This window comes from Mycolicibacterium rutilum (genome assembly GCF_900108565.1).
GTDB classification, from domain to species: domain Bacteria; phylum Actinomycetota; class Actinomycetes; order Mycobacteriales; family Mycobacteriaceae; genus Mycobacterium; species Mycobacterium rutilum.
Genome location: NZ_LT629971.1, coordinates 4,103,661 through 4,116,043, shown reverse-complemented (window position 1 = coordinate 4,116,043; position 12,383 = coordinate 4,103,661). Strand labels below are relative to the sequence as shown.

At 69.8% G+C, this 12,383-nt stretch carries 12 protein-coding genes; 7 read left to right on the top strand and 5 right to left on the bottom strand.

Annotated features, from left to right (window positions below; genetic code table 11):
• Positions 1-31: 31 nt before the first annotated feature.
• From BLW81_RS20020 to BLW81_RS20005, 4 genes are read left to right on the top strand one after another with little or no spacing between them, the layout of a single operon-like run.
• Positions 32-2,086 (top strand): MDR family MFS transporter, encoded by a 2,055-nt coding sequence (locus BLW81_RS20020; RefSeq protein WP_083408679.1) that lies wholly within the window; start codon positions 32-34, stop codon positions 2,084-2,086.
• Between the two features lie 54 nt (positions 2,087-2,140).
• On the top strand, positions 2,141-2,623 hold the full coding sequence (locus BLW81_RS20015; protein WP_083410688.1) for a carboxymuconolactone decarboxylase family protein: 483 nt from the start codon (positions 2,141-2,143) through the stop codon (positions 2,621-2,623).
• 30 nt (positions 2,624-2,653) lie between these two features.
• On the top strand, positions 2,654-4,015 hold the full coding sequence (locus tag BLW81_RS20010) for a type I glutamate--ammonia ligase (protein WP_157897763.1): 1,362 nt from the start codon (positions 2,654-2,656) through the stop codon (positions 4,013-4,015).
• Positions 4,012-5,124, top strand: a complete 1,113-nt coding sequence (locus tag BLW81_RS20005; protein WP_083408677.1) for an amidohydrolase family protein — start codon at positions 4,012-4,014, stop codon at positions 5,122-5,124. Before BLW81_RS20010 ends, BLW81_RS20005 begins: the two co-directional genes overlap by 4 nt.
• A gap of 1 nt (position 5,125) precedes the next feature.
• Here BLW81_RS20005 and BLW81_RS20000 read toward each other — a convergent pair whose 3' ends face one another.
• The 3 genes from BLW81_RS20000 to BLW81_RS19990 all read right to left on the bottom strand — a co-directional run bounded on the left by BLW81_RS20000 (position 5,126) and on the right by BLW81_RS19990 (position 8,361).
• A complete protein-coding gene (locus BLW81_RS20000; RefSeq protein WP_083408676.1) occupies positions 5,126-5,569 on the bottom strand; it encodes a nuclear transport factor 2 family protein in 444 nt (147 codons plus the stop codon).
• Complete coding sequence (locus BLW81_RS19995) at positions 5,559-7,349, bottom strand: N-acyl-D-amino-acid deacylase family protein (protein ID WP_173839738.1); 1,791 nt, start codon at positions 7,347-7,349, stop codon at positions 5,559-5,561. The genes BLW81_RS20000 and BLW81_RS19995 overlap by 11 nt, the downstream gene beginning before the upstream one ends.
• A gap of 88 nt (positions 7,350-7,437) precedes the next feature.
• Positions 7,438-8,361 (bottom strand): SDR family oxidoreductase, encoded by a 924-nt coding sequence (locus BLW81_RS19990; RefSeq protein ID WP_083408674.1) that lies wholly within the window; start codon positions 8,359-8,361, stop codon positions 7,438-7,440.
• Between the two features lie 18 nt (positions 8,362-8,379).
• Here BLW81_RS19990 and BLW81_RS19985 point away from each other — a divergent pair, with 18 nt between their 5' ends.
• From BLW81_RS19985 to BLW81_RS19975, 3 genes are all read left to right on the top strand, one after another.
• Complete coding sequence (locus tag BLW81_RS19985) at positions 8,380-9,291, top strand: dienelactone hydrolase family protein (protein WP_083408673.1); 912 nt, start codon at positions 8,380-8,382, stop codon at positions 9,289-9,291.
• A 79-nt stretch (positions 9,292-9,370) separates the two neighbouring features.
• Positions 9,371-10,489, top strand: a complete 1,119-nt coding sequence (locus BLW81_RS19980) for a glycosyltransferase (protein ID WP_083408672.1) — start codon at positions 9,371-9,373, stop codon at positions 10,487-10,489.
• A 50-nt stretch (positions 10,490-10,539) separates the two neighbouring features.
• Positions 10,540-10,935, top strand: a complete 396-nt coding sequence (locus BLW81_RS19975; RefSeq protein ID WP_083410687.1) for a hypothetical protein — start codon at positions 10,540-10,542, stop codon at positions 10,933-10,935.
• A 2-nt stretch (positions 10,936-10,937) separates the two neighbouring features.
• Here the strand turns inward: BLW81_RS19975 and BLW81_RS19970 are convergent, their stop codons facing one another.
• Both BLW81_RS19970 and BLW81_RS19965 read right to left on the bottom strand, forming a co-directional pair.
• Positions 10,938-11,456 (bottom strand): winged helix-turn-helix domain-containing protein, encoded by a 519-nt coding sequence (locus BLW81_RS19970; protein ID WP_083408671.1) that lies wholly within the window; start codon positions 11,454-11,456, stop codon positions 10,938-10,940.
• Between the two features lie 65 nt (positions 11,457-11,521).
• A complete protein-coding gene (locus tag BLW81_RS19965) occupies positions 11,522-12,268 on the bottom strand; it encodes a MetQ/NlpA family ABC transporter substrate-binding protein (RefSeq protein ID WP_083408670.1) in 747 nt (248 codons plus the stop codon).
• Between the last annotated feature and the right edge of the window lie 115 nt (positions 12,269-12,383).

The window sequence follows — 12,383 nt, the reverse complement described above, 5'->3', positions numbered from 1 at the left end:
CGGGAAGAGAGAACCGCGTTGGAAGGGAACCATGACGAGCCAGGCCCCGCCTGCCGCTGCCGTTGACCCGGAGTCGGGCAGCGCGACGATCAGCCCCCAGCGCCGCAACCTGGTGTTCGTTGCGGTGCTGCTCGGCATGCTGCTCGCCGCGCTGGACCAGACGATCGTGGCGACCGCGCTGCCGACCGTCGTCGCCGACCTCGGCGGTGCCGGCCACCAGTCGTGGGTGGTCACCAGCTACCTGCTCGCGTCGACGATCGTCACCGCGGTGGTCGGCAAGCTCGGCGACCTGTTCGGCCGCAAGGCGGTGTTCCAGGTCTCGGTGCTGTTCTTCCTGGCCGGTTCGATCCTGTGCGGTATCGCCGGCTCGATGACCATGCTCGTCGCGTCGCGTGCCCTGCAGGGCATCGGCGGCGGCGCGGTGATGGTGACCGCGATGGCGGTGATCGGCGAGGTGATCCCGCTGCGCGACCGCGGCCGCTACCAAGGCGCCCTCGGCGCGGTGTTCGGCGTCACCACCGTCATCGGCCCGCTGCTCGGCGGCTTCTTCACCGACCACCTCACCTGGCGGTGGGCGTTCTGGATCAACGTTCCGGTGGCGCTCATCGTCCTAGCGGTCGCGGCCGTGGCCATTCCGGCGATGGCCAAGACCACCAAACCGGTCATCGACTACGCGGGCATCCTGTTCGTCGGGCTGGGCGCGTCCGGCCTGACGCTGGCGACCAGTTGGGGCGGCAGCACATACGCGTGGTCGTCGCCGGTGATCATCGGCCTGTTCGTCGCGTCGGTGGTGGCGCTGGCGATCTTCGTGCGGGTGGAAACCCGTGCCGCCGAGCCGGTCCTGCCGATCCGGCTGTTCGCCAGCCCGGTCTTCACGGTGTGCTGCATCCTCGGCTTCATCGTCGGCTTCGCGATGCTCGGGGCGCTGACGTTCCTGCCGACGTTCATGCAGTTCGTCAACGGGGTCTCGGCGACGACGTCGGGTCTGCGCACGTTGCCGATGGTGGCCGGCATGCTGCTCACCTCGATCGGCAGCGGCCAGATCGTCGGCCGCACCGGGCGATACAAGGTGTTCCCCGTCGCGGGCACCGCGATCATGACGGTGGCGTTCCTGCTGCTGGCCACGATGACCGCGGCCACCCCGACGTGGCAGCAGTCGCTGTACCTGTTCATCCTCGGCGCCGGGATCGGCCTGTGCATGCAGGTGCTGATCCTGGTCGTGCAGAACACGTCGGCGTTCAGCGATCTCGGCGTCGCGACCTCGGGCGTGACGTTCTTCCGGACCATCGGAAGTTCGTTCGGCGCAGCCATTTTCGGCAGCATGTTCGCCAACTTCCTGGCCTCCCGCATCGCCCCCGCGCTGGCCGCGAGCGGTGCCACACCGCGGGCCGCCGAGTCGCCGCAGGCGCTGCACGCACTGCCACCCGAGGCCGCCGCGCCGATCGTCGACGCCTACGCCGACTCGCTCGGCCAGGTCTTCTTGTTCGCCGCGCCGGTCGCGGTCGTCGGGTTCATCGTGTCGTTGTTCCTCAAAGAAGTTCGGTTGCGCGAGGTCGAGACCGTGTCGGCCAGTGACCTCGGCGAGGGGTTCGGCATGCCGAGCACCGAGTCGCCGGAGAAGATCCTGGAGTTGGCCGTCGGGCGCCTGTTCCGCGACTCGCCGGACCTGCGCCTGCGCAGCCTGGCCACGCAGCCCGGTTGCGACCTCGACGTCAGCCAGATGTGGGCGCTGCTGCAGATCTACCGGCAGAACCAGGTGTTCGGGTCGGCGACGCTGACCGACATCGCCGAACGACTGCGCGTGCCCTACGAGGTGATCGAGCCGACGTTCGACGAACTCGTCGCACACAACCTCGCGCTGCGCACCGGCGGCCGACTCTGGCTGACGCAGGGCGGGATCCGCCAGGTCGACGCGATCTCGAGCGCGATCGTCGGCCGCATCGTCGACAAGCTGGCGACCTCGCCGTCGTTCGAGGGCCGCCCGGACCGGTTCCAGGTCGAGACGGCGCTCGAGCGGATCGCCCACCGGATGCTGGTGCAGCGCGACTGGACCGACGACCGCCCGCTCGCCGCCGCCGCCCGCTGACCAGAAAACTAGAACGCGTTCCAATTGCGCGACTCCGGGCGTAGCATGCCGTTCATGAGCCGAATCGGAGAATTCGCCGACGACGACGCCGCAGCGTGGGTGGTGAAATCGCCCGACATCGGCGTCGCGATGGCAGGTTTCACCAACGCCGTCTACACCAAGAACCGGCTCCCCATGCGGGTGCGGGAGCTGGCCCGGATGGTCATCGCGCTCGACAACGAATGCGTGGTGTGCCAGAACACCCGCGACTCCGAGGGCCTGGCGGCCGGCGTGGACGAGGACCTCTACGACCACGCCGCCGAATGGCGTACGTGGCCTGGATACAGCGCGCAGGAACGCATCGCCGCCGAGTTCGCCGAGCGGTTCGCCAGTGACCACACCGGGCTGCGCGACGACGAGGACTTCTGGGAGCGGTGCCGCGCCGAGTTCTCCGACGAACTCCTCACCGATCTCGCGCTGTCCTGCGCGATGTGGTTGGGCATGGGCCGCATGCTGCGCACCCTCGACATCGGCCAAAGCTGCAAGATCACGCTGTAACTTTCCGCGCGTCCGCGCACAATGGCTGACGTGAGTCCCAGCGCAGCCAAACCCCTCGCCGCCGCGGCCATCGCCCAGCTCGAGGCCGACGGCGTCGCGACGCTGATCGGCACCGTGGTCAACCCGGCCGGCCTCACCCACGCGAAAACCGTGCCGCTGCGCCGGATGGGCACGTTCGCCGACCCGGGCCTCGGCGCCAGCCCGGTGTGGCACGCCTTCACCATCGACCAGACCGGCATCGTGTTCAGCGACGCCATCACCGTGGTGGGAGATCAGCGGATCCGCATCGACCTGGGCGCACTGCGCATCCTTGGTGACGGATTGGCCTGGGCGCCAGGGGCTTTCTTCAACCAGGACGGGACACCGGACCCGTATTGCAGCCGCGGCGCCCTGCGCCGCGTCGAGGAGCGCCTCCAGGCCGCCGGTCTGAGCACCGTGGTCGGCCACGAGATGGAGTTCGTCCTCGTCGGCCCGGACGGCGCCCGACTGCCGTCGCGACTGTGGGCGCAGTACGGTCTGGCCGGCGTGCTCGAGTACGAGGGGTTCGTGCGCGACGTCACCGACGCCGCCACCGGATCCGGGGTGTCGATCGAGCAGTTCCACCCCGAGTACGGGGCCAACCAGTTCGAGATCTCGTTGGCGCCGCTGGCGCCGGTGGCGGCGGCGGACGCCCTGGTGCTGATGCGCATCATCATCAGCCGGGTCGCGCGCCGGTACGGGATGCGGGTGAGCCTGTCGCCGGTGCCGTTCGCCGGCGAGGTGGGATCCGGTTCGCATCAACACTTTTCGATGAAGCGCGATGATGAGCCACTGTTCTCGGGCGGCACCGGGGCGAACGGGTTGACACCGGACGGGGAGGCCGCGGTGGCCGGGCTCGTCGCCGGCCTGCCCGAGGCCCAGGGCGTACTGGCCGGCTCGGTACTGTCCGGTCAACGGATGCAGCCCGGCCACTGGTCCGGCGCGTCGGTCTGCTGGGGGACCGAGAACCGCGAAGCCGCAGTGCGTTTCCTGATCGGCGGCCCGAGCAATCCACTGGGTGCCAACCTCGAGGTCAAGGTCATCGACCCGTCGGCCAACCCCTACCTGGCGTCGGCGGCCGTCCTGGGCCTGGCCCTGGACGGCATCGAGCGCCGCCTGCCGCTGCCGCCGGAGACGACGGTCGATCCCGCCTCGCTGACCGACCAGCAGCGCAGCGACGCCGGTGTCACAGTCCTGCCCGGCGAACAGATCGCGGCGATCGATGCGCTCGACCGGTCGGCGCTACTAAGGAAGATCCTGGGCGACGAGGTCGTCGACTCCGTGGTCGCGGTGCGCCGTTACGAGCACGAGCAGTTCGGCGCGCTCACCCCCGAGGAGGCCGCCGACCGGTTCCGGCTGGCCTGGAGCGTATGACGGATTCGGCTCTGAGTGAGCTCATCGAGCAGGTGACGCTCGTCGACCACCACGTCCACGGCTGCTGGCTGGACACCGTCGACCGCCCGACGTTCGAGAACCGGCTCAACGAGGCGAACACCGATCCACTCGCCGACTTCGACTCGGCGTTCGACACGCAACTGGGTTTCGCGGTGCGGACGCATTGCGCGCCGCTGTTGGGGCTGCCCGGCCACGCCGATCCCGACGCGTACTGGTCGCGCCGCGCACAGTACGCCGGGCCGGACCTGGCCCGGTTGTTCCTGTCGGCGGCGCAGGTGTCGCACTGGCTGGTCGACACCGGATTCGCCGACGGGGTAGCCGATCTGGACGCGATGACCGATCTCGCCGTCGGTGAGGTCGCCGAGATCGTCCGGTTGGAATCGGTCGCCGAGGAGGCCGCCGCGGCACCAGGCGACTATGCGGCCGCGTTCGAGGAGATCCTGGCGCGACGGGCCGCGACCGCGGTGGCGACGAAGTCGATCCTCGCGTATCGGGGCGGGTTCGCCGGCGACCTGTCCGAGCCCGACGCAACCGAGGTCGCCGATGCCGCGCGGCGGTGGCGCGACGCCGGGAGCCGCCGGCTGACCGACCGGGTGTTGTTGCGCTTTGGTCTGTATCAGGCGCTGCGACTGGGCATTCCGCTGCAGTTCCACGTCGGGTTCGGCGACCGCGATGGTGATCTGCGCACCGCGAACCCGCTGTATCTGCGGGAGTTTCTGCAGCGCAGCGGCGACACACCGATCATGCTGCTGCACTGTTATCCCTACGAGCGCGAGGCCGGATACCTGGCGCAGGCGTTCAACAACGTGTACCTCGACGGCGGCCTGGCGATCAACTACCTGGGGGCGCGGGCCGGGTCGTTCGTCGGGCGCCTGCTGGAGATGGCGCCGTTTCGCAAGATCCTGTACTCCTCGGACGGCTTCGGCCCGCCGGAGTTGCACTTCCTCGGCGCCCGGCTGTGGCGCCGCGGAATGTCGGCGACGCTACAGAGATTCGTCGACACGGGGGAGTGGTCGCAGGTCGACGCGATCCGCGTCGTCGACCTGATCGCGTCCGGCAACGCCCAGCGCGTCTACCGTCTCGGTTGATTCAGACCAGACCGGTCGCGTCGAACATCCAGCTCATGTCGGCGTTGGCGAAGTCCTCCAGCCAGGTGGGCGGGGCGTTGTTGGCCAGCGCGCCCATGTCCCAGTAGTCCTTCCACAGCGTGATCTTGCCGTTCTCGACGCGATGGACGCTGACAAAGTTCAGCACCGCGGATTCGCCGCTGGCCCAATGCCATTCCTCGCGGTGCTCATACATGACGTCGGCGCCGTTGTCGACCATCAGGCCGGTGAAGTTCTCGTAGGACGCCAGCGGCTCCAGGCCGATCTTGAGCCGTTTGACGATGTCTTCGGGCCCGCGCGCGGCCGCGGCCGGGCCGACCGGCACGTCGAGGTAGATGCAGTCGTCGGCCAGGTAGGTCTTGACCGCTTCCCAATCGCGCTCCGACAGCGCGGCCCACATGCCGAGCACCGGATCCTCAACCGACACTGGCCAGTTCACCTTTCTGCTGGGGCATCGCGGGCGCCTTGTGCGCGGCCCGCAGGAAGCGTCCGGTCCGCCGGCGGCCGACGACCTCGGTGGGCCGGCCGTCGAGAATGACCGCCTGCCCGGCGACGAGCACCGCGGTGACCGTGTCGTCGTTGCGGTTGACCATCCGCGACAGCCCGCCGTACCGGTCGACGGGTTCCTCGGCGTAGCGCTCCAGCGATTCGTCGAGGCGGGCCGGGTCGATGACCACCACGTCGGCACGGTCCCCGATGCGCAGGTGTCCGGCGTCGAGGCGATACCAGTCGGCGAGTTCGCCGGTGAGCCGGTGCACGGCATGCTCGATCGACATGAACGGCGCGCCGGCCTGTTCGGCGTCCCGTACGTGGCGCAGCAGACGCAGCCCCATGTTGTAGAACGCCATGTTGCGCAGATGCGCGCCGGCATCCGAGAAGCCCATCTGCACACCGGCGTCGGCGGCCAGCTTCTTGAGCATCTGCGGGCGGTGGTTGGAGATGGTGGTGCGCCACCGCAGCTTTCGGCCGTGCTCGAGCACGAGGTCGAGGAAGGTGTCGACAGGGTGCAGGCCGCCACGTTCCTGGCCGACCGCACCGAACGACTTACCGATCACCGACGCGTCGGGACAGTCGACGATCTCGGCGTCGAAGAAGTCGCGCTGCCACACCCGGATTCCGAGCTTGCTCTCGTACTCTTTGCGGAATCGGCGGCGGTAGGCCTCGTCGCGCATCAACTCGTTGCGCTCGACCTCGTCGCGCAAATGCAGCGCGGCCGCACCCGCGCCGAACTCCTCGAAGACGACCAGATCGATGCCGTCGGCGTACACCTCGAACGGCACAGGCAGGTGCTGCCAGCGGAAGTTGCCGCCCAGCCGGTTTATGAGCCGCGCCGCCGGCCCGAGCGCGTGGATGCTGTAGGGGTTGGACTTCACGTCGGCCGCCGACAGCAGGCTGGTCTTGAGCGGATTGCGGACGATGCCCAGCGACTGCACCAGCTGAGAGGCGAGGTTCAGCGGGTTCTGAATGTCGGGCCCGGACTGCAGGATCCGGCCCGCGCGGCGCAGCAGCGACTTGAGCCGGCGCAGCTCGCGCGGCTTGGCGTAGGTGGACGGCAACGTCCGCGACCGGCACACGTCGCCGTCGAGCTTGTCGAAAAGCAGCTGCTGCGAAGACATTCCGACGAACCCCGCGCGCAGCGCCTCGGTCAGCCACCGTTCCATCTGCGCCTGTTCACCGCGGGTCGGGCGCACGTCCTTGCGGGTGGCGCGGTCCAGGCCCATCACCGCCGCACGCATGTCGGAATGCCCGATGAAGGCCGCGACGTTCGGGCCGAGCGGTCGGTCTTCGAGCGCCTCGATGTACTCCTCGCAGTTCGTCCAGGTCTTGTGCTCTGTGACCGCGTCGATGACGTGTTCGCGGGGGATGGCCTCGACACGGCCGAAGATGTCCCCGGCGTCGGTGGCGTCGACGTGGACCGTCGACAGCGAGCACGAGCCGAGCATCACCGTGGTCACGCCGTGGCGCAGCGATTCGGCCAGCGCCGGTCCGTTGAGCACCTCGACGTCATAGTGGGTGTGGATGTCGAGCATGCCAGGCAGCACCCACTGGCCGGTCGCGTCGATCACCTGCGGGCAGCCGGTCGCGTCGAGGTCGTCGGCGCTGATGGTCACCACCTGGCCGTTGCGGATGCCGAGGGTGCGCACCGCTGACGGGGCACCCGTTCCGTCGAACCACCGGCCGTTGCGGATGATCGTGTCGTAGGTCACCACGTCATAGAACCGTCCGCACATTGCGGTGTCAACGAAATCGGTGAACAGATTTCTGATTGTGTCTACAGCGGGCCGTGACGTGCGGTTATGCCCCGGCCCAGCCGTCCGGCCGGCGCCCGTCGATATCGGTGAAGTTGTACTCGCGCGCCAGTTCGGCCGAGGTCAGCGACTGCTGGTTCCAGCGGGCGCGGGTCGGGTCGGCGGCCAGCGCGGCGACCCCGCGGCCGACGAAGCGGGGGCTCTCGGAGTCGGCGAACCCGGGTGGCGCGGTCGGACCGTCCGGCCGGTTCGGGGTCAGCGCCGTGCGCCAGGTGTCCTCGGTGACGCGATAGTTGTCCAGCATCATCTCCGAGCGCAGCCATCCGGGAGTCACCGCGACGGCGGTCGCACCGAACGGTTCCAGTTCGTGACCGTGGCTGAACGCCAACCGGTTGACCGCGGACTTCACCAGGTCGTAGAACACCGACAGCCGGTAGTGCTCGGCGTTGTAGCGCGCCGTGCCGTCGGTCACCTCGACCAGCAGCCCGCCGGGCCGCCCGACCATCAGTGGCAGCAGGCAGTGGGATGTGATCAGGTGGGTGTCGAGGCCCAGCCGCAGGATGCGCAGTCCGTCGGCCAGATCGTGGTCCCACATCGGGCGGTTCCACGTCGGCGGCGCGCCCTTGAGCACCTCGGCGCCCCAGATGTCGTTGACCAGGATGTCGATGCCGCCGAAATCGCCGCCGATCCGCGCGGCCAGCGCGCGCACCTGCGCGATGTCGAGGTGGTCGACCGCGACCGGCACGCCGGTGCCGCCGAGCGCTGTGACGAGTTCGGCTGTCTGCTCGATGGTTTCGGGCCGGTCATAGTCAGAGGTCAGGTTTCCGCCCGCGCTGCTGCGCCCGGTGCAGATCACCGTCGCACCGGCTTCGCCGAGGGCCGCCGCAATTCCGCGTCCGGCACCTCGCGTTGCCCCGGCGACGACCGCGATCCGACCGCGTAGCGCATCGGGGTCCGTCGGCGCTGCCATAGGTGCATACTCGCGGAGGTGACCCCGCTGCAGCGCTACATCGCCGAAGAAATCGCCACCGATCACGTCGACGGCCTGCTGTCGCGGCGCGAAGCGCTGCGCCGGCTCGCGCTGCTCGGCGTCGGCACCGCCGCCGCGACCGCACTGTTCACCGCGTGCAGCAAGAACAAGGAGCCGACGGCCGAGGCGCCGGTCACCTCGAGCGGTGCGGTGACGACGAGCGCGCCGCCCCCGGGTTCCGAGACCGCGCTGACGACCGCGCCGGTCACCTGGGCGGGTCCGCGCGGCGAACTGCAGGGCGCGTGGGCCGAGGCACCGGACGCCCGCGGAGGTGTCCTCGTCACTCACGAGAACAAGGGGCTCAACGACTACATCCGCTCGGTGGCGGGCCGGTTCGCGGGAATCGGCTACTCCGCGTTAGCGATCGACCTTCTCTCGGCGCGGGGCGGCACCGCGACGTTCGCCGACCCCGCCGAGGCGACGGCCGCGCTCGGGGAGATCCCGCCCGAGGACGCGGTGGCCGACCTGAGGTCCGGGGTGGACGAACTGCAGCGGCGGCTGCCCGGCAAGAAGGTCGCAGCGGTCGGGTTCTGCATGGGCGGCGGGTTCGTGTGGCGGCTGCTGGCCGCGGGCGAGCCGCGCCTGGCGGCGGCGGTGCCGTTCTACGGGCCGACACCCGACAACCCGGACTTCGCCGGCTCGAAAGACGTTGCGGTGCTGGGAATCTACGCAGCACAGGATCAGCGGGTGAACGCGACCGAACCCGTCGCGCGGGCGGCATTGGAAAAGGCCGGCCTGACGTTCGAACTGGTCACCGAACCCGACGCCAACCACGCGTTCTTCAACGACACCGGCGAACGCTACAACGCCACCGCGGCGGCCGACGCCTGGCGGCGCGTCCAGGACTGGTTCACCCGCTACCTCGCCTGAGCGGCCCGTTCACCCGCTGTTCGTCGGGCGGCCAGCGCACAGTCGGTGTGCGCACACCCGCCGCGGCCACATTCACCGCATGCGGGTGGTGCAGGTGGCGAACTTCTACGGTCCCCGGTCGGGTGGTCTGCGCACGGCGGTCGACCGCCTCGGCGCCGAGTACCGCGCCCGCGGGCACGAGGTGTACCTCGTCGTGCCCGGGAGCCGGCCCGAGCGGCACGAGCTTGCGTCTGGCGTGGTGCGAATCTCGTTGCCGGCACACCGCATTCCGTTTACCGACGGCTACCGGGCGGTGCTGCCCGGACCGGTCACCACGCTGCTGGAACAACTCGCACCCGACGCCATCGAGGTGTCCGACCGGCTGACCCTGCGCTCGCTGGGGCAGTGGGGCCGACGGCACGGGGTGGCGACGGTGATGATCTCGCACGAACGCCTCGATCGGCTGGTCGGGCAGCTGCTTCCGGCGCGGGCCGCGCGGGCGGTGGCCGACGCCGCGAACCGGCGCACCGCCGACAGCTACGACGCCGTGGTGTGCACGACGACGTTCGCGCGCGAGGAGTTCGACCGGATCCACGCCACCAACGTGCACAACGTGCCGCTCGGCGTGGACCTCGACATGTTCCATCCCAGCCGGCGCTCGGCGTCGATGCGGCGACGGTGGGCGCGGCCGGGCCAGACACTGCTGGTGCACTGCGGTCGCCTGTCCGTGGAAAAACATGCGCACCGCAGCATCGACAGCGTCGCGGCCCTCCGGGACGCCGGCGTCGACGCCACCCTGGTCGTCGTCGGGGAGGGTCCGATGCGCAACCGGCTGCAACGCCGGGCCGCGGGTCTGCCGGTGGAGTTCACCGGCTACATCGGCTGCCGCGACACGGTCGCGACCATGCTCGCGACCGCCGACGTCGCGGTCGCTCCGGGCCCGCATGAGACGTTCGGGCTGGCGGCGCTGGAGGCGCTCGCGTGCGGCACCCCCGCGGTGGTATCGCGCACGTCGGCGCTGGCCGAGATCCTCAGCGTCGACAGCGGCGCCGCCGCCGACAACACCGCCGAGGCGATCGCAGGCGCCGTCGCGGCGATCATCCGCAGGCCCGAGGCGGTGCGGCGCAGCGACGCCCGTCGCCGCGCCGAGCAGTTCACCTGGCCGAGTGCGGCGACCGGAATGCTGCAGGCCTTGAGCGGCGCGGGCGCCGGGCGGTAGCCACGGCCGATTGCGACGCTCGCCGGATGGTGGTGCTCTACGATTCGAGGATGCTCAGGGTGACCATGGCCGCGGCCCTCGTCGTCGGCGCGATGGCCATGTTCCCGTCGACCGCGGCGGCCCAACCCGAGACCGCGCCCTGCGACTACAACCTCTCGGCGCCGCATGTGGTCCGCGTGGGCAGCACCGACATGGTCGCCGTGACGATGGCACCGGCAGGCTGCGACGGCGCCACCCCCTACATGTCGGTCGCCTGCGTGCAACTGGAGGGCAGTCCGGGCCCTGGGCGCTGCCGACAGAACAACGGCCCGTTGACCGCGGTGGTGTACTACTCGCCTTATCAGCCGGGCGCCACCTACGTCGCCACCGGGCGCGGCTGCGCCACCAAAGGCAATCCGCCGCAACCGTTCTGCGGCACGACGGGCCCGGTGACCGCGACGCTGTAGCGTCACGCGGCGACGTGGACGTCCGGCCGCGGATCGAATCGATAACCGCTGCCGCGGATGGTGGTCAGCACCCCGGCGAACCGCCCGAGCTTGGCGCGTACCCGCCGCACGTGGGTGTCCACGGTGCGCGACGAGTCAGCCGGCAGGTTGTCGTGCCACACGCTCGCGATCAGGGCGGCGCGCGACACCGTTCGGCCGGGCGACGCGGCCAGACAACACAACAACTCGAGCTCGCGGTAGGTCAGCCGCACCGGCTGCCCGTCGATGCGGACGTCGCGCCGCGCCCGGTCGATGCGCAGGCCGGTCTCGCGGCGCGCCGGGCCCGCCGGAACCGCCTGCCGTGCGATCACCGCCGTTCGCGCCCGCACCCCCGGCACCGAGGCCGCTATCAGCCGGCCGTACTCGTCGGCGAGATCCGCTGTGCGGCTTGCCAACAGCGGCGACTCCGCGGGAACGTCGAACACCAGCACCACCTGGACAGGTTCGTGCGGGGAGTACGGTCGGGCTGCGGACTGGTACACCAGATCACTGTCACGAACGAGTGCACGGGCGCACAGAGTTTGATTCGCCGTGAGCGCAACCGGCCTCAGAACGCCGCCAGCACCTGACCGGCGTACGTCGCGTCGATGAAGTCCCTGGTCGATTCGCAGTTCAGCGCCTCGGCCAGCGCGCGCACCACGAATCCGTCGGCGTTGTCCGGCCTGGCCACCAGGTATTCGGCGTACGCGGCGTTGGCCCGGTCGCAGTGCAGTGCCGTGCCGGTGTCGACGCCCCATTCCATCGCCTGGTTGCCGAACAGGAAGACCACGTCGAAGTCCTCGCGCACACCGCCGAGCGTCCAGCTTGCGAACTCCTTGAAGATCAGCCGGCGGGGGTTGGCCGCGATGTCGGTGACGGTGGCCAGCCCGCGGCGGGGACAGGAGATCAACCCCAGCTCGTCGAGCATCACCAGCGACCGGTCGACGTTGACCGGATCCGACGGCAGCGCGACCTCCGCGAACTCCGGGATCGCCTCGAGGTCCGCAATGGTCGCCGAGTACAGACCGAACGGCTCGATGTGCACCGGCACCACCGGTACCAGGGCGTTGCCGGTGCGTCTGTTGAAATCGTCGAGGAACGGCAGATATTGGAAGAAGTTCGCGTGCAGCCGGCCCGCGGCGAGCAGTTCGTTGGGCTCCTCGAAGCTCTCGAAGATCTCGATCTGCAGGTCGATACCGCAGTCGGCCAACGGTTCCCGGACGAAGTCGAGGATCTCGGCGTGCGGCACCGGTGTGGCACCCACGCGCAGCGGGCGCATACCCCTGGTCGCCACGGCGCGCACCGAGCTGCTCATCGCCCGAAGACTACCGACGCCGTCAGCCTGTGCAAGTCGTCCGCACGAGCCGAATGTGTCCGATTGTTACGGGCTAGGACTCACGGTGACTTCAGATGTGGTGTCCGCGGGCCAA